The following is a 16,691-nucleotide window of genomic DNA, read 5'->3' as shown; positions in this document are numbered from 1 at the left end:
GGGAATGGGGATCGGATCGTATGTTTGTCGAGCGCGAAGCCTCCGTCGGCGAACCGACCTCGCAGGAGCGCCGCCGCGCAGAGCAGAGCGACAAGCGCATTCTCGGCAACGTCGTGCAGTGCGACGGTGCGCGCGCCACCATCAGCGCCTATGCCGACGACATCGAAGGAGCGGTCACCGGCCTGTGGACCGTCGGCAAGATGATCTCCATCAATCTCGGGACATCGCGCACCGTTGGTCTGGTCTACGAAATCGGCAAATCGGATCGCGCCTGGAGCAATGAGGGACAAAATCCCATCGAGGTCAGCGTCGAGCTGATCGGCGAAGTGCGCGACGGCGCCGAACCGGGGGCCAAACCGGTGTTCGACCGCGGCATCACCACCTATCCTCATATCGGCGCCATAGCGCACCGCATCCGTACCCGTGATCTGCAGGCGGTCTACGATCTCGCCGGGCGTCATTCGATCACCATCGGTACGCTGTCGCAGGATGAGTCGATCGACGCCAACATCGCCATCGACGACACGCTGGCGCGCCATTTTGCCGTTGTCGGCACAACCGGCGTCGGCAAATCCACCGCCATCTCGCTGCTGCTGCGCAAATCGATCGCGGCCCGGCCCGATCTGCGAATCCTCATCCTCGATCCGCACAATGAATTCGCGGCGTCGCTGCCTGAGTTCTGCGTCCGGGTCGATTCCAAGACGCTTGACCTGCCGTTCTGGATGTTCAGGCTTGAAGAATTCGCCGAAGTGCTGTTTCGCGGCCGAGAGGTCGTGCCGGAAGAAGTCGATGTCCTGCGCGACCTGATCCCCGCCGCCAAGAACCTCTATCGCAATCCCAATTCAGGCTCTTACGTGCGCCGCGGCAGCGATGCGCTGACCGCCGACACGCCGGTGCCCTACCGCATGGTCGATCTCATCAAGCAGATCGACGAGCGCATGGGCCTCTTGGAAAGCAAGAACGACCGCCCGACGCTGAAATCGCTGAAGACGCGCATCGAGTCCGCCGCGTCCGACCCGCGCTATCGCTTCATGTTCAATTCGCGGCTGATCGAGGACACGATCCACGAGACGATCGGCAATATTTTCCGTGTGCCGCATCATGGCCGCCCGGTGACCTGCTTCGAGATGGCCGGCATGCCGTCCGAAGTGGTCAACTCCGTCTGTTCGGTGCTGGCTCGGCTCGCCTTCGACCTTGCGCTGTGGAGCGAGGGCCGGCTGAAGCTGTTGCTGCTGTGCGAGGAAGCACACCGCTATATGCCGGCCGATCCACGCCTTGGCTTCGCCCCGACAAGGCATGCACTGTCGCGCATCGCCAAGGAAGGCCGCAAATATGGCTGCTATCTCGGCGTCGTCACCCAGCGCCCGGGTGAACTCGATCCGACCATCCTGTCGCAATGCTCGACCTTCTTCGCCATGCGGCTGGCCAATGAGCAGGACCAGGCGATCATCCGCTCGGCGATCGCCGATTCCTCCGCCTCGACGCTGGCCTTTCTGTCCTCCATGGGCCAGCGCGAAGCCATCGCCTTCGGTGAAGGCGTGGCGACGACCATGCGGCTGAAGTTCGAAAAACTGGCGGAGAACCTGATCCCCGGCACCGCCAAGCGAGAGCAGGACGAGTTCTCGCAGGACGGCAACGACGTCGATCTCGCCGCCATCGTCGAGCGGCTGCGCAACGTCCCGAAACCGCAGCAGCAGATGGCCTTCGCCGAGGTCGTGGACTCCGGCCGCCAGGCCGGCGATCCCGATTACCGCAAGCCGGCCACCGCCCAGCGCGTCCAGCCCGACGACGATTTCGACCTGCGCTACGGCCTCAAGCCCACAACCTTCGGCATGCGCCCGCAGAACGATTGACCTTCAGCGTAGCGACTTTTTTGCCGGCCAATTGAGAAGCCGCCGGAGCGCCAGGGCTCGGCTTCGTTGGCCGCTTGGGTAAATCACGCCAGAAAATTCGTCAGGCTGAGTCGGTCGGTGTCGACTTCGAGAACCGGAGCGGAGCGGACATTGAGTCCGTGAGCACCGGCCTACGCCGGCCGTAGCCATAGCTGCCGCCACCACCTCATGAGTGCTTCGGCCGGCGAAGGCCGGAAGCGCAGAAGACGGCATCAAACGGCCAGCCTCACGAATTTAAATGCCGGGATTTCAGGCGCAGACGCGGTTGCGGCCTTGCCTCTTCGCCTCGTAGAGCTGGCGGTCGGCGCGGCGGTAGAATTCCTCGGCGGTTTCCTTCCGATCCCAGACGGCTAGTCCGACGCTGGTGGTGATCTTGAGGCGGACATTGCCCGACAGCACCGACATGTTGGCAATCGCTTTGCGGATGCGTTCGGCGAACTTCCCCAACAACTCCGCATCCATGTTGGGCGTGACGACGGCGAACTCCTCGCCCCCAAGCCGCGCCACCACATCGTGGTAGCGCGTCATGCCTTTGAGGCAATTGGCGACTGCCCTAAGCACCTCGTCGCCGACATCGTGGCCATGCGTGTCGTTGACCTGCTTGAAATGATCGAGGTCGAGGATCATCAGCCCGACGGGCTTTTCGATGCGGCGGAATTCCTCGAGATATTCCTTCAGCGCATCATCGAAGTAGCGCCGGTTCTGCATGCCGGTAAGGCCGTCGGTCAATGCCGCATGCTGCAGCGTTTCCGAGCGGGCGCTGAGCGAAACCGTCATGGCGCGCAGCTTGCCCTCTTCCGTGGCCTGCCTACGGATCAGCGGGTAGATGAAGAACACGCCGAAGAACAGCGCTGTCGCCAGCAGCACCCCGGTGACAAACAGCAGCGTGTTGAGATAGGCGATCCTCTCGACCCGGGAAGTCGTATCGTGACCGACCGCGATGAACTGCAATTGACCATAGGCATAAAGCGTCACCAGGCCTGCGGCCAGGATCACGAAAATAAAGACGAAAAATGCGGATTCCGCCTTGTGGAAACGCATCTGCTTCCCGTTGCAAAGTACCCGCCGGATCTATGGCATGCCGGCGCCTTACGGACGGTTAATCCAGACAACCGGAGCGGGAATGTTCATTCCTACTTCTGTTTCTTTAATTGTATTGGCAGCACGAAAATCAAATCGCGGTTTGCAAGCGGCCGCCGGGCTGCAATCTCAGCCATTCCGGTCCCAGCTGATGGCGAAACCACGTCGTTTGCCGTTTGGCATATTGCCGCGTCGCTGCCTTGCAGCGCTCGATGGCCTGAGGAAAGCTGATGTCACCCGCCATGGCAGCCGAAAGTTCGCGAACGCCGATCGCCTTCATCGCCGGCAGGCCGGGATCGAGGCCAAGCGCCGCAAGCCGTTTGACCTCATCGAGCGCGCCGAGATCGAGCATGCGGTCGAACCTTGTTTCGATCCGCTCGACAAGGGGGGCGCGGTCCGGCTCGATAACGAAGAACCGAGCGCTGTCGCGGTCGATCAGCGGCCGGCCGCGCGCTGCCTGCCATTCTAGGATGGAGCGGCCGGATGCGTCGAGCACCTCCAGCGCCCGCACGATGCGCTGGCCGTCGGTCGGCTTCAGCTGCATGGCGACCGCCGAATCTTCATGCATCAGGATGCGGTGCAGCTTGGCTGCGCCTTGCTCCTTTAACTCGTAGCGCCAGCGGTCGCGTACCTGCTGCGGAATGTCGGGCATTTCCGAAATGCCCTCGGCAAGTGCGCGAAAATAGAGCCCGGTGCCCCCGACGAAAATCACCGGACGTTCGAAGCCGGCGCCATCGGGTCGCCGTGCAAGCGTGCCGTCATCGATCAGCTTCATCACGTCGCGCAGCCAGGCGCCGGTGGAATAGGCGGTCGAGGGATGCACGTGGCCATAGAGAAAGTGCGGCGCGCGGGCGAGGTCGGCGGCGCTCGGCCGCGCCGTCAGCACATCGAGCACCGAATAGCCCTGCATGGAATCGGTGTTGACGATGACGCCGCCCTTGCGCTCGGCGAGATCGAGCGCCAGCGCCGACTTGCCGCTGGCGGTCGGCCCGGCTATCAGGATCGCGTTCTTCACGCGGCCCTCGCCCGCCTGCCCGCCCTCGCCTAGCTGCTTGGAAGTCTCGATGCCGCTCATTGCCACGCTTGTGTCTCACCCCGTCCGCCGCGCGATGTCGGCCTCGCTTGCGAATATGGCCTCACGGTCGGTCGGCGCAAGCGCTGTTCGCTGGCTGGGCGAAGGCGTCGCCTGCGATCTGGTGTTGCCCGAGGGGGCAGAAGCCGCTGAGGCAAGTGCGGCCTTGCGCACAGCACTTGGTTCAGAGCCGGTCGACGTGATCGTTCAGCAGGCCGAAAGCCGCCGCAAGACAATCCTGCTTGCCGATATGGATTCAACCATGATCGACCAGGAATGCATCGACGAACTCGCCGACGAGATCGGCGTCAAGGACCGCGTCGCCGCCATCACCGCACGCTCGATGAACGGCGAGATCGCCTTCGAGCCCGCCTTACGGGAACGCGTAGCGTTGCTGAAAGGCCTCGATACGGCCGTCGTCGGCCGCATCATCGCGAACCGCCTGACGCTGGCGTCGGGCGGCCGCGCCCTGGTGCGGACGATGCGCGCCAATGGCGCCTGGACGGCGCTTGTCTCCGGCGGCTTCGACGTCTTCACCAGCCGTGTCGCCGCCATGCTCGGCTTCCAGGAAAACCGTGCCAACCGCCTGATCGAGGAGAACGGGCGCTTTGCCGGCCTCGTCGCCGAGCCGATCCTCGGCCGCGCCGCCAAGGCCGATGCGCTGAGCGAGATCTCGGCCCGCCTCGGCCTGACGCCATTTGATGCGATTGCGGTCGGCGACGGCGCCAACGACCTCGACATGATCCGTCTGGCCGGCACCGGTGTCGCGCTCCACGCCAAGCCGGCCGTTGCTGGCGAAGCCAAGGTCCGCATCGACCATGGCGATCTCACCGCGCTGCTTTATCTCCAGGGCTACCGCCAGGAAGAGTTCGCCCAATGAAACCGATGCGCACCGAGCGCCTCATCCTGCGCAACTGGGAAGACCGCGATCGCGAACTCTTCCACCGCATCAATTCGGACGAGCGGGTGATGGAATTCTTTCCGTTCCGCCGCGACCGCGCCGAGACGGATGCCAAGATGGACGAGTTTCGGGGCTGGATCGCCGAGGACGGCTTTGGTTTTGCCGCCGCCGAGATCGCCGCGACTGGGGAATGCATCGGCTTCGTCGGTCTCTTAAAGACCGATCACGTGCCGTCCCTGCCTTCCGATACGATCGAGATCGGCTGGCGGTTGGCGCCCGAGTTCTGGGGCAAGGGCTACGTCACCGAGGCAGCCGAGGCATGGCTTTCTTATGGCTTCGAGACGCTTGACCGGGACGAGATCGTCTCCTTCGCCGTCGCGGCCAACCGCCGCTCGACGGCCGTCATGGAGCGTCTTGGCATGAGCCCTGACCCGGCTCGCGATTTCGACCACCCATCCATCCCTGACAGCCACCCGCACCTCAAGCGGCATGTCCTCTACACCCTGTCGCGCAAGGACTGGCAGGCAAGAAAAAGGGCGGCTAACTAGCCGCCCTTTTCATTTCGAAATCAGATCGTTGCAGGCCTGACCGGACTCAATCCATCCGGATCGTCACGAAGCGCAACTCGCCTGTCTTGGACGCCAGCATCAAGAGCGCATTCTTGCGGCCCTGCTCCTTCAGCGCGCCGATCCGGTCCATGACGTCTTTCGGGGTCGCGACCGATTCCTGGGCGATTTCGGTGATTACCTCGCCGGCCTGGATGCCGCGCTCGGCTGCGGCCGAATCCTTGGTGACGTCGGTGATGACGACGCCGGAGACATCGGCGGCGATGCCGAATTTTTTCCGTGTGTCGTCATTGAGCTCGCCGACGGTCATGCCGAGCACCGAGGCCGTGGAGACGGCGGGCGCCTTGTCGCCGCCCTTGTCCTCATCGGTAGTGCCGTCCTCACCGGCGGCAACCTTCTCGCCGTCCTCAAGCCGGCCGAGCGTCACCTTCACCGTCTGCTCGACGCCCTTGCGCACGATGATCACGTCGACCGCCTTGCCAACCGGGCTTTCCGCCACGACGCGCGGCAGATCGCGCATTTCATGGATGTCCTTGCCGTCGAACTTGATGATGACGTCGCCGGCGAGAATTGTGCCGTTGTCGACCGGTCCGCCCTTGATGACGCCGGCCACCAGCGCGCCCTTGGCGGTGGCCATGCCGAGGCTCTCGGCGATGTCGTCGGTCACCGGCTGGATGCGCACGCCGAGCCAGCCGCGACGGGTCTCGCCGAACTGGCGCAGCTGGTCGACGACGCCCGAGGCAAGCTGCGAGGGGATGGAGAAGCCGATGCCGATCGAGCCGCCCGACGGCGAGATTATCGCCGTGTTGATACCGATGACCTCGCCCAGGCTGTTGAACAGCGGCCCGCCGGAATTGCCGCGGTTGATGGCGGCGTCGGTCTGGATGAAGTCGTCATAGGGGCCGGAATTGATGTCGCGGTTGCGGGCCGAGACGATGCCGACCGTCACCGTGCCGCCAAGGCCGAACGGATTGCCGATCGCCATCACCCAGTCGCCGACGCGCATCTTGTTGGAATCGCCGAATTTCACCGCCGTCAGCTTGTGGCCCTTCGGGTCGACCTTGAGCACCGCCACGTCGGTCTTGGTGTCGGTGCCGACCAGCGTCGCCTTCAGCGTCACGCCGTCGGAGAAATTCACCTCGATGTCGTCTGCATCGGCGATGACGTGGTTGTTGGTGACGACAATGCCTTGCTCGGCGTCGACCACGAAGCCGGAGCCCAGCGACTGTACCTTTTGCGCGCCGCCATCCTTGTCGCCGCCACGGTTCTTGAAGAAGTCGTCGAAGAAATCCTGGAACGGCGAACCCTCGGGCAGCTGCGGCATCGGCACCGCGCCCGGACCTTCCGTGCCCTTCACGGTCTGCGAGGTCGAGATGTTGACCACCGCACCGAGCAGGCCTTCGGCGAGGTCGGCAACCGAAGCCGGTCCGTCCGCGGCCATCGTCGGCGTCACGAAAGCTGGAACGGCAAGCGCGCCGACCAGAAGTGCCGCAGCACCTGCGATGAACGTCCGCCGCGCCGCGCGCAGAAGGGTGTTGGATGTCATCGAAAGCCTCCCGGATTGCTGAAAAGAAAAGCGCTTCGGCAAAACGCCGCGTCGCGTCATGTTGGCAAGAAATACGGCACGTTTGCGGCTATGGCCACATCAGGAGGATAAATCCTCCGTTACACCTTAGAACGGTTCGCCGTTTCGCGGAAACGGCGAACCGTTCGATCCCTTTGCTTTTACGCAATTCCGGACGGAAAACCGCTCACACTTTCCTGGAATTGCAGATCAGCGGTCCTCAGCCACGCACCAACCAGACGATGCCGACGCCGATGGCGATCGCCACTAGCCCGACGATGCGCAGCGCAATTTCCGGCGTCGACAGCACTTCGCCGGCAAGACGTTTGGCAAGGCCGGGAAAGCCGCCATAGACCAGACCCTCGACGACGAGGACCAGGCCTATGGCCGCAAGGAAATCCTGCACCGCCCTACTGGGCGGGTGCAGGTTGTGCAGCCGGCGCGGCAGGTGCCGTCGCCGGCGCGGCAGGTGCCGTCGCCGGAGCCGCAGGTGTCGCCGGCTTCGCGTCCGTACCGTCCGGATTGCGGAAGAAGCGGAAGAACTCCGAGTTCGGCGAAAGCACCATCGTCGTCCCGGAGTTGTCCAGCGCCGTGCCATAGGCATTCATCGACCGGTAGAAGTCGAAGAACGCCGGATCGCGTTTGTAGGCGTCGGCAAAGGTCGCACTGCGCTGGGCTTCACCTTCACCACGCAGGATTTCCGATTCCTTGCGCGCCTCGGCGACGATTTCCACCACTTCGCGGTCGGCGCGGGCGGTGATGCGCTGCGCGGCCTCCTTGCCGCGCGCTCTCAGCCGTTCGGCCTCGGCCAAACGTTCGGCCTTCATGCGGTCGAAGGTCTGCTGCGAAACCTCAGCCGTCAGATCGGTTCGGCGGATGCGCACATCCTCGATCTGCAGGCCGAGCGAGGTGGCGTCGGGCCGAAGCTGATCGCGCACTTCGCGCATCATCACGGCCCGCTCTTCCGAAAGCGCCGCCTCGAAGTCGCGCAGACCGTAGACACGGCGCAGCGCCGCATCGAGACGCGTCCTCAGTCGTGCTTCGGCCAGTGTGATCTGACCGGACACGGCTGAGCGGAACACGCGCGGATCCGAGATGCGGTACGCGATGAAAGCGTCGACCTCGTAGAACTTGCCGCCCGAAACCTGGACGCGGATGTTGTCGAGATCGAAGCGCAGCACCCTGTTTTCGATCAATTGCACGCTGTCGGCGTCGAAGAAGGCGAAAGGCGCCTTGAAATAGATGCCGGGTTCATTCTTGACGTCGACAATCTCGCCGAACCGCAGCACGAGTGCCTGCTGGCGCGCATTGACCACGAAGACCGAGGAGTAGAGCAGGAACAGAAGCACGGCCGCGATGACCGCGATGATGGGAAGACGATTGGCCATCACTGGGCTCCTCCCGTGGTCGCAGGCGCCGGCGCCTTCGGCTGCAGTGCCGGCAGCGGCAGATAGGGAACGACCCCTTGCCCATTGCCCTGTTCGACGATCACCTTGTTGGAATCCTTCAGCACCTTCTCCATCGTTTCCAGATAAAGCCGCCGGCGCGTAACATCGGGCGCCTTGGCGTATTCGTCATAGACCGAGATGAAGCGCTGCGCCTCACCTTCGGCTTCCTGGACGACACGGTTCTTGTAGGCTGCCGCGTCCTCGCGGATCTGCGCCGCGGCGCCACGCGCCTGGCCAAGCTTCTGGTTGGAATACTGGTTGGCCTGCTCGACGAACTTGTCTTCGTCCTGCTCGGCGCGCTGCACTTCGTCGAACGCGTCGGCCACTTCACGCGGCGGCGCCGCGTCCTCGATCGAAACCGCGTTGACATTCAGGCCGGCCTTGTAGCCGTCCAGCGTCGTCTGGATGATTTCACGCACCGACGCGGCGATGCCCTGACGGTCGTCGCGGAAGATGTCCTGCGCCGGACGCCGGCCGACCGCTTCGCGCATGGCGCTCTCTGCGACCTGCTGCAGCATGCCTTCGGGATCGGAGACGTCGAACAGATAGGCCCGGGGATCGGAGACCTGATAGGCCACCGAAAACTGGACGTTGACGATGTTCTGGTCGCCGGTAAGCATCAGCCCCGACGAGTTGCCGCTCGTCGCGCCGCCACCACCGATATCGACGAGTTGTTCGGCGATGTTGGCCGTCTCGACGGTTTCGACCGGCCACCAATGGAAATGCAGACCCGGCTGCGACAGCTCCGCCTTCGGCTTGCCGAAGCGCAGCTCGACCGCAACCTCGTCCGGCTGCACGGTGTAGACCGCCTTGAACGCCCACAGCACGATCAGAGCCGCTGCGATCAGCGCAAAGACGGCCGGGCTTGCGCCGCCGCCACCGGGCAGCGCGCGCCGCAGCCGGTCCTGGCCGCGGCGGATGATGTCTTCGAGATCGGGAGGTGACCCCGGCGGGCCGCTAGGCCCCTTCGGTCCCTGCCCCCAGGGTCCCTGATTGTTGCCGCCGCCGCCCCATGGGCCGCCGCCGCCGCTCTTGTCGTTCCAGGGCATGAATGTCCTTTCGCTTGGGATTCCCTCAGCGCCGACGTTGCGGCGCAAAATCCAGTTGTTCTTCTATAGGGACGCAGCGATGCGCTTTCAACGCGATCCGCTGCCGAGCTGTCCGTTTTGGACGTTCGCGACCCTTTTATCGTCTCAATGCACGCCGCGGCGTCGCTCGTAAACCGAATAGCGCGTCGCATGGCTGTCCTTTTCACCGGCCGGAACGTCCTGAGCGCTGACAAGGCGCCACAAATCCGGATCGATGTCGGGAAAATGCGCGTCGCCATCGACCGCCGCCAGCACATGGGTGACGTGCAGCCGGTCTGCCAGCGGCAGCGCCTGCGCATAGATCTCGCCGCCGCCGATGATGCAGATTTCGTCGACGCCGGCCATGCAACGCCCGCGCACCGTGGCCAGCTGGATCGCTGCCTCCAGCGAGTGCGCCACCTCTATGCCCTCGGCGCGCCAGGCCTTGTCGCGGGTCACCACGATGTTCAATCGGCCCGGCAGCGGCCGGCCGATGCCTTCATAAGTCTTGCGGCCCATGATGACGGGCTTGCCCATCGTATCGGCCTTGAAGCGCTTGAGATCGGTGGACAGCCGCCACGGTAAGCCGCCGTCGCGCCCGATGACGCCGTTCTGCGCAATGGCGACATAGATCGCGACGTCCATCAGTTGGCTCCCCCGGCGCCGTCATCCGACGGCTCCAAAAGCAATATGTCGATGTTGTGCTCGGGATAGAGATCCTGCGCCGCCGTCTCGAAGGTCGTCGGCCCGACCTTCTTGACATTGTCGCCGCAAAACGAGATCAGCGCTTTCGGATTGCCCTTGTCGACGGTTAGCTTGAACTTGCCGATGCTGCCATTGGCCCAGTTGCCGCCGGTGGTCAGGATATAGGCTATGCGGTTCTCGTAAAAATGCGGATAACCGTCGGCCTTGGCGGCCTGCCGCACCGCATTCTCGAAGCTGTCGTCCATGCAGTAGCGGGTCTTGTAGGTTGTGTACTGGCTGCCCTCGGTGAACTTGCCGTCATAGAAGAAACTCACCGATGACGTGCCGCCGACGCTCGGTTTGTAGCGGTGCGAGACGTGGACATCCTTGTTGGCCGGAAATATCGCGCGCCACCAATAGGTCGAGCGCAACTGCCACCACGGCGTATAGACCTTGTTCGCCTCGGTACCGTCGCTGCCCGTATCCTCGATGATGAGGCCGCGGTTTTCCCAATCCTCGGCGACCGTTTTCGGCAGCTTCGCCAGGGCCGCCTTGGCCGCATCGCCGAACGGATTGAACGGCACGTTCTGCGCCTTCAGATCGGCGCCGATATCGATGCCGACAGCGAACACTTTCTGCTCGAGCTGCGGCTTTGCCGGCGCTCCGTCGATCGTCACCTCGAAGCCAAGGAAATTGTCGCTCTGGTTTTCCGGGATGGCCGGCATTTCCTCCGGATTGCCTTCGATGTCCGGCAGCGGAAAAGCGACGATGGCATTTACATCCTTGTTGGTGTTGTTGTGGAAGACGTAGTCGACCGTGATCTTTTCCGGCGAGATATAGAGGTCCTCGCTTTGCATCGACACCGCGTCGCTACGCGACAGGATCAGGCCACCTGTGCCGAGTTCGGCGGTCGTATCATTGGCCAGCGCGGGCACGGCTAAAAGCGCCAGCGCTACGGACAGAACATATTGCAACATCGAAGCCCCTCGCCAAGAATGCCGCGACCCTAGCCGTTTCAATGTGGCGTTTCAAAGCCTTCCGTCTCCCAGCAGGACGCCACAGTGTCTGGACACGCCAATCGGCGGTCTGGACTAACAGGTTTCGATCGGGCAGGAGTTCGCGTCATGCGCAAGCTTCTCGTCATCGGCATCGGCGCCGGCAATCCCGACCATATGACCGTGCAGGCCATATCAGGCCTAAACCGGGCGGACGTCCTGTTTATCCCCGACAAGGGGGCGAAGAAGAACGACCTTGCCGAATTGCGCCGCCATATCTGCGACCGTTTCGTCAGCAATCCGAAATCGCGCCGCGTCGAGTTCGACGTGCCGGTGCGCGCCGAGCCGGCGCCTTCCTATCGCTCGACCGTCGATGACTGGCACGAGGCCATCGCCCAGATTTATGAGAGCCTGGTCCGCGACGACCTTGCCGAGGACGGCTGCGGCGCCTTCCTGATCTGGGGCGACCCCTCGCTCTATGACAGCGCGCTGCGCATCCTCGCGCGCGTACGACTGAGGGGCAATGTCGCATTCGAACTGGAGGTCATTCCCGGCATCACCGCCGTCCAGGCGCTAGCCGCCGGCCACAAGATGGCGCTGAACCGCATCGGCGACCCCGTGCTGATCACCACCGGCCGCCGCCTCGCCGAACAAGGCATGCCGCACAATGCCGGCAGCGCCGTGGTCATGCTCGACGGCAAATGCGCCTTCAACACGCTGGCAGACAAGGATCTGATCATCCATTGGGGCGCATATCTCGGCACACCGGACGAGATCATCGTTTCCGGTCGCCTGGGTGATGTCGGCGAGGAGATTGAGAGGACGAGAGAAGAAGCCCGGAAAAGAAAGGGCTGGATCATGGACACCTATCTGCTGCGTAAAGCAGGAGAGCCCGAGGAATAGCGCGCTCAAAGGTCGAGTTCCTTCGCGCCCCCCTCTGTCCTGCCGGACATCTCCCCCTCTAGTGGGGAGATTGGCCGTCACGGAGGATTTCGCCAATCGCCTAACAGATTAGCGCCCGTCTACGGGCTAGCTGATCTCCCCCCTTGCGGGGGAGATGTCCGGCAGGACAGAGGGGGGGTGTGACGGATCGCAAGCTTCAACCCTCACCCAGCATCGATCTCCGCCTGCAAGGCGTCCATATGCGTGGCCGCCGCTGCCGCCGCAGCGCGCTCGATAGCGCGAAAACGGCTGACAACTGCAAGGCCAACTGAGGTCAGCTGTGCGCCGCCGCCCTTTTTGCCGCCGGTCTGCGCCGCGACCAGTGGCTTGCCGAACACACGGTTCATATCTTCCACCAGATCCCAGGCGTGCTTGTAGGACATCTCCATGCCGCGTGCCGCAGCCGAGATCGAGCCGAAAGTGGCGATCTGCTCCAGCAATTCGATCTTGCCCGGACCTATGCGCCCGTCCGGATCGAGATTTATCCGCAGGCTCAGCGACGGCATCTCTTGTCCTCCACAGTCACACTAGCCCCTCTCGACCCATAGCGCTATTCCAAAACGATATAGCGGCTATCAGCCATCCGCTTCGGCCGGCAGCCCGGCGCCGGTGTTGGCACGGTCGAAACTGACCGTCTTGATCACCGCGAACACCTTGCCGCCGAGTTGAAGGTTCAGTACCTGCCTGGATTGTTCGGTGATGCGGGCAAGCACGGTTGCGTCATTGCAGTCGATGCCGATCTCGACCGTCGGCCCCTCGCCTGGGCTGATTGCGACGATGGTGCCCGGCAGGATGTTGAGCGCACTGAGACCTTTCGGCAGTTCGGTGGCGATCATCACGTCCCGGGCGCGGATGCGGATGCGTACAGGCGCGCCGACCGAGACCGCCAGAAGCGGCACCCGGATTTCGCCCGCCGCCGAGCCGAGCACGGTCATCCCGAAGATCTCATCATGGCGCAGCACCTTGGTGTCGAGCACCGCGCCGCCCTCGGCGCGTTCCTCCGCCGGGAGCAATTCGAGCCGTTGCATGATCGCGCCGGTCGGACCGGAGGCTGCGACCTTGCCTTGCGCCATCACCACCACGTCGCTGGCCAGCCGCGCCACTTCGGCGACGGAATGGCTGACATAGACGATCGGGATCTTCGTCTCGTCGCGCAGCCGCTCGATATAGGGCAGGATCTCGGCTTTTCTCGCATCGTCGAGCGAGGCCAGCGGCTCGTCCATCAACAGCAGTTTCGGGCTGGCAAGCAGCGCCCGGCCGATCGCCACGCGCTGCTTTTCGCCGCCCGAGAGCTTTGCCGGTCGCCGGTCGAGCAGAGGACCGATGCCGAGCAGTTCGACGACCGCGTCGATATCCGCATAGCGCTCCGCCGGTGGCGTGAACCAGCGGCCATAGCGCAGATTGCCGGCCACGCTCATATGCGGAAACAGCCGCGCGTCCTGGAACACCATGCCGATCCGGCGCTTGTGCTTCGGCACGAAAATGCCGGCATCGGTGTCGACCAGCACACAGCCGTCGACCGCGATACGGCCCTTGGTCGGCCGGATCAGGCCGGCGATCACGTTGATCAGCGTCGTCTTGCCGGAGCCCGATGGCCCGAACAGCGCCGTCAGCCGCCCGGCGCTTTCGAAACGCGCGTCGACGGCGAAACCGCCGAGCCGATGGCTGATGTCCACCAGCACGCTCATTCGATGTCCATCCGCCGGCCGACGCGCCGCGCCAGCACTTCCGAGGCGACCAATGCGGCCATCGAGATGACGATGGAGATCAGCGTCAGCCTGAGTGCCCCGTCATCGCCGCCAGGCACCTGCGTGAAGGTGTAGATCGCCGAAGGCAGCGTCTGCGTCTCGTTGGGAATGTTGGAGACGAAGGTGATTGTGGCGCCGAACTCGCCCATCGCCTTGGCGAAGGACAGGATCGAGCCGGCGATCAGCCCGGGCAGGATCAGCGGCAGCGTGATGGTGGCGAAGACCCAGAGCGGGTTGGCGCCGAGCGTTCCCGCCGCTGCCTCCATTTTGCGGTCGACCGCCTCGATCGACAGCCGGATCGCCCGCACCATCAGCGGAAAGCCCATGATGCCGCAGGCCAGTGCGGCGCCGGTCCATCGAAATGAAAAGACGATGCCGAAATGCTCGGCGAGAAAAGCGCCGGCCGGCCCGCGCCGGCCGAAGGTAAGCAGCAAGAGATAACCTGTCACCACCGGCGGCAGGATCAACGGCAGGTGAACCACGCCGTTGAGCAGCGTCTTGCCCCAGAATTTTCCGCGGGCCAGCAAAAGCGCCATCAGGATGCCCGGTGGCAGGCTGAACAGCATCGCCACCGTCGCCACCTTGATCGACAGCCGGACCGCATTCCATTCGTCGGGAGTGAGGTCCAGCAGCCAGTTCATGCGTCAGCCGCTACCTTAATTGCTCGGCGTGAGCACGGTGAAACCCTGATCCCTAAACAGCTCCACCGCCTTGGCGGACTGCAGGCACTTCAGGAAAGCCGGGGTATCCTTGTCCTTCGAATCGGTGGTCTGGGCAACCGGATAGATGATCGGCGGGTGCGAATCCTTCGGGAAGGTGCCGACCACCTTGACTCCCTTGTCGGCATGCGCGTCGGTGGCATAGACGATGCCGAGCGCGGCCTCGCCCGTTGAAACCAGCTTCAGCGCGGCGCGCACATTCTCGGCCTGCGCCACCTTGCCTTCGACCGACGACCAGACGCCGAGCGATTCAAGTGCCGCCTTGCCATACTTGCCGGCCGGCACCGCCTTGACGTCGCCCATGGCGAGCTTGCCGTCGCTGATCAGCTTGGCGAGGTCGAAGCCTTTCTCGATCCTGGTTTCGACCTTGGAATCCTTCGGGGCCACCAGCACGATCTGGTTGCCGAGCAGTTTCACCTCGGTGTCCGGCTTGGTCAGTTTCTTGTCGGAGAGATATTTCATCCAGTCGAGGTCGGCCGAGATGAACACATCGGCGGGCGCCCCGCTTTCGATCTGCTTGGCCAGCGCCGAGCTCGCGGCGTAGGAGACGGTCGCCGCTTCACCGACATCGGCTTCGCAGGCCTTGGTGACGGCGTCGAGCCCGTCCTTGAGGCTGGCTGCGGCAAACACGATCACCTTGTCTCCCGCGTGAGCCGCCGGCATCACGGCCATCAGAGCTACGGCAAAGCCGCCAATCGCGATCGCCCTCAAACCAAAACCTTTGTGCCCCAACATGAAAACTCTCCCTGGGTTTGAAATCTGCTGGCTCGACTCCTGCCGACCGATATATCTGCATGAATATAACAAGGGAAGGCCGCCTCCTGCGAAAGCGTATGTTCGGCATCGATTGTTCTGGTTTGGACGTGCACCGAAACCCGGAAAGGAACTCCGATGAAGATCAGCGCCCGCAACATCCTCAAGGGAACGATCGTCCAGATCGTCAAAGCACCTCGCCTGTCCGCGGTGATGTCGCCGGCTCCGTCGTCACGCTTCGATCACCAACGAGGCCGTTGCCGATCTCAAGCTCGAAAAAGGCAAGCAGCCTATGCCATGATCAAGGCAACCGACGTCATGGTCGACATCGATTGAGGGTCGGAATTGATTGACGGTGGACGGATCAGACCGCGATCGGCGCCTTGATCGACGCGTCGGCAAAATAGTTTTCCAGCCGGAAATCCTCGAAGCGGAAGGCGAACAGGTCCTTCACCTCCGGATTGATCCACAGCGTCGGCAGCGCCTTGGGTGTGCGCCGCAATTGCTCGCGCGCCTGCTCGAAATGGTTGGAATAGAGATGCGCATCGCCCAGCGTATGGACGAACTCGCCGGGCTTCAGCCCGGTCACCTGCGCCACCATCAAGGTCAGCAGCGCGTAGGAAGCGATGTTGAAGGGTACCCCGAGAAAAATGTCGGCCGAGCGCTGGTAGAGCTGGCAGGACAGCTTGCCGTCCGAGACGTAGAACTGGAACAGGCAGTGGCACGGTGGCAGCGCCATCGCCTCCACTTCGGCCGGGTTCCACGCCGAAACGATCAGCCGGCGTGAATTCGGATTCCGGCGTATCTCCTTCAGAACATTGGCAATCTGGTCGATCGACCCGCCATGGCCATCCGGCCAGGAGCGCCACTGCTTGCCATAGACCGGGCCGAGATCGCCATTCTCGTCGGCCCATTCGTCCCAGATCGAAACGCCATGATCTCTAAGGTATTTGATGTTGGTGTCGCCGGCCAGGAACCACAGGAGTTCATGGATGATCGACTTCAGATGCAGCTTCTTGGTGGTGGTGACGGGAAAGCCGCGCGACAGGTCGAAGCGCATCTGGTACCCGAATACCCCACGCGTGCCGGTGCCCGTGCGGTCGCCACGATCGGCGCCATTGTCCAGCACATGCTGCAAAAGGTCGAGATACTGGCGCATCGGCTTCGCCTCGATTCGGGATTGCCGGCATCATAACCGACTGGCCGCGGGCCGAACACAGCAAAACCGCGCAAAGCCCTTGCGCACAACCACACTTTTCC

Annotated in this window: 17 protein-coding genes and 1 pseudogene; 5 read left to right on the top strand and 13 right to left on the bottom strand. The window is 63.3% G+C overall.

Annotation, left to right across the window (positions count from 1 at the left end; translation table 11 throughout):
- Positions 1 to 20 precede the first annotated feature (20 nt).
- Positions 21 to 1,853: an ATP-binding protein gene (locus X771_RS151780; RefSeq protein WP_023668338.1), complete on the top strand. Its 1,833-nt coding sequence runs from the start codon at positions 21 to 23 to the stop codon at positions 1,851 to 1,853.
- Between the two features lie 288 nt (positions 1,854 to 2,141).
- Here the strand turns inward: X771_RS151780 and X771_RS151785 are convergent, their stop codons facing one another.
- Together X771_RS151785 and miaA are read right to left on the bottom strand one after the other, a co-directional pair.
- On the bottom strand, positions 2,142 to 2,933 hold the full coding sequence (locus tag X771_RS151785; protein WP_023668337.1) for a GGDEF domain-containing protein: 792 nt from the start codon (positions 2,931 to 2,933) through the stop codon (positions 2,142 to 2,144).
- 130 nt (positions 2,934 to 3,063) lie between these two features.
- On the bottom strand, positions 3,064 to 4,047 hold the full coding sequence (gene miaA / locus X771_RS151790) for a tRNA (adenosine(37)-N6)-dimethylallyltransferase MiaA (protein ID WP_023668336.1): 984 nt from the start codon (positions 4,045 to 4,047) through the stop codon (positions 3,064 to 3,066).
- Between miaA and serB the strand changes: the two genes are divergently transcribed.
- On the top strand, positions 4,037 to 4,924 hold the full coding sequence (serB, locus tag X771_RS151795) for a phosphoserine phosphatase SerB (RefSeq protein WP_023668386.1): 888 nt from the start codon (positions 4,037 to 4,039) through the stop codon (positions 4,922 to 4,924). The two genes, miaA and serB, sit on opposite strands and share 11 nt — an antisense overlap.
- On the top strand, positions 4,921 to 5,493 hold the full coding sequence (locus X771_RS151800; RefSeq protein ID WP_023668335.1) for a GNAT family N-acetyltransferase: 573 nt from the start codon (positions 4,921 to 4,923) through the stop codon (positions 5,491 to 5,493). The genes serB and X771_RS151800 overlap by 4 nt, the downstream gene beginning before the upstream one ends.
- A gap of 46 nt (positions 5,494 to 5,539) precedes the next feature.
- Here X771_RS151800 and X771_RS151805 read toward each other — a convergent pair whose 3' ends face one another.
- From X771_RS151805 to X771_RS151830, 6 genes are all read right to left on the bottom strand, one after another.
- Positions 5,540 to 7,057: a DegQ family serine endoprotease gene (locus tag X771_RS151805; RefSeq protein WP_023668334.1), complete on the bottom strand. Its 1,518-nt coding sequence runs from the start codon at positions 7,055 to 7,057 to the stop codon at positions 5,540 to 5,542.
- A gap of 238 nt (positions 7,058 to 7,295) precedes the next feature.
- Positions 7,296 to 7,481, bottom strand: coding sequence for a DUF2065 family protein (locus tag X771_RS151810; protein ID WP_023668333.1), 186 nt, complete (start codon positions 7,479 to 7,481; stop codon positions 7,296 to 7,298).
- Positions 7,482 to 7,485: 4 nt separating this feature from the next.
- On the bottom strand, positions 7,486 to 8,463 hold the full coding sequence (locus X771_RS151815) for a protease modulator HflC (RefSeq protein ID WP_023668332.1): 978 nt from the start codon (positions 8,461 to 8,463) through the stop codon (positions 7,486 to 7,488).
- Positions 8,463 to 9,572 (bottom strand): FtsH protease activity modulator HflK, encoded by a 1,110-nt coding sequence (gene hflK / locus X771_RS151820; protein ID WP_023668331.1) that lies wholly within the window; start codon positions 9,570 to 9,572, stop codon positions 8,463 to 8,465. The genes X771_RS151815 and hflK overlap by 1 nt, the downstream gene beginning before the upstream one ends.
- A 144-nt stretch (positions 9,573 to 9,716) precedes the next feature.
- Positions 9,717 to 10,235 carry a dihydrofolate reductase gene (locus X771_RS151825; protein WP_023667408.1) on the bottom strand — a complete coding sequence of 173 codons (519 nt, stop codon included), beginning with the start codon at positions 10,233 to 10,235 and terminating at the stop codon, positions 9,717 to 9,719.
- Positions 10,235 to 11,251 (bottom strand): DUF4424 domain-containing protein, encoded by a 1,017-nt coding sequence (locus X771_RS151830; protein WP_023688067.1) that lies wholly within the window; start codon positions 11,249 to 11,251, stop codon positions 10,235 to 10,237. Before X771_RS151830 ends, X771_RS151825 begins: the two co-directional genes overlap by 1 nt.
- A 147-nt stretch (positions 11,252 to 11,398) precedes the next feature.
- On the opposite strand from X771_RS151830, the gene cobF reads away from it, so the two are divergent.
- Positions 11,399 to 12,172 (top strand): precorrin-6A synthase (deacetylating), encoded by a 774-nt coding sequence (gene cobF / locus X771_RS151835; protein WP_023682093.1) that lies wholly within the window; start codon positions 11,399 to 11,401, stop codon positions 12,170 to 12,172.
- 203 nt (positions 12,173 to 12,375) lie between these two features.
- Here cobF and X771_RS151840 read toward each other — a convergent pair whose 3' ends face one another.
- The 4 genes from X771_RS151840 to modA form a co-directional block, all read right to left on the bottom strand.
- Positions 12,376 to 12,717 (bottom strand): winged helix-turn-helix domain-containing protein, encoded by a 342-nt coding sequence (locus X771_RS151840; RefSeq protein WP_023667411.1) that lies wholly within the window; start codon positions 12,715 to 12,717, stop codon positions 12,376 to 12,378.
- Positions 12,718 to 12,786: 69 nt separating this feature from the next.
- A complete protein-coding gene (gene modC / locus X771_RS151845) occupies positions 12,787 to 13,899 on the bottom strand; it encodes a molybdenum ABC transporter ATP-binding protein (protein ID WP_023688066.1) in 1,113 nt (370 codons plus the stop codon).
- Positions 13,896 to 14,600, bottom strand: coding sequence for a molybdate ABC transporter permease subunit (modB, locus tag X771_RS151850; RefSeq protein ID WP_023682096.1), 705 nt, complete (start codon positions 14,598 to 14,600; stop codon positions 13,896 to 13,898). The genes modC and modB overlap by 4 nt, the downstream gene beginning before the upstream one ends.
- A 15-nt stretch (positions 14,601 to 14,615) precedes the next feature.
- Positions 14,616 to 15,410 carry a molybdate ABC transporter substrate-binding protein gene (modA, locus tag X771_RS151855; RefSeq protein WP_156935988.1) on the bottom strand — a complete coding sequence of 265 codons (795 nt, stop codon included), beginning with the start codon at positions 15,408 to 15,410 and terminating at the stop codon, positions 14,616 to 14,618.
- A 159-nt stretch (positions 15,411 to 15,569) separates the two neighbouring features.
- Between modA and X771_RS0133940 the strand changes: the two are divergent.
- Positions 15,570 to 15,767: pseudogene (locus X771_RS0133940) on the top strand (TOBE domain-containing protein).
- A gap of 28 nt (positions 15,768 to 15,795) precedes the next feature.
- Here the strand turns inward: X771_RS0133940 and X771_RS151860 are convergent.
- Positions 15,796 to 16,590, bottom strand: coding sequence for a thymidylate synthase (locus tag X771_RS151860; RefSeq protein ID WP_023688064.1), 795 nt, complete (start codon positions 16,588 to 16,590; stop codon positions 15,796 to 15,798).
- Positions 16,591 to 16,691: the final 101 nt, after the last annotated feature.

The organism is Mesorhizobium sp. LSJC269B00, from assembly GCF_000502815.1.
In the GTDB taxonomy this organism is placed as follows: domain Bacteria; phylum Pseudomonadota; class Alphaproteobacteria; order Rhizobiales; family Rhizobiaceae; genus Mesorhizobium.
The sequence above is the reverse complement of the archived record's forward strand: the minus strand, read 5'-3'. Positions and strand labels throughout refer to the sequence as shown.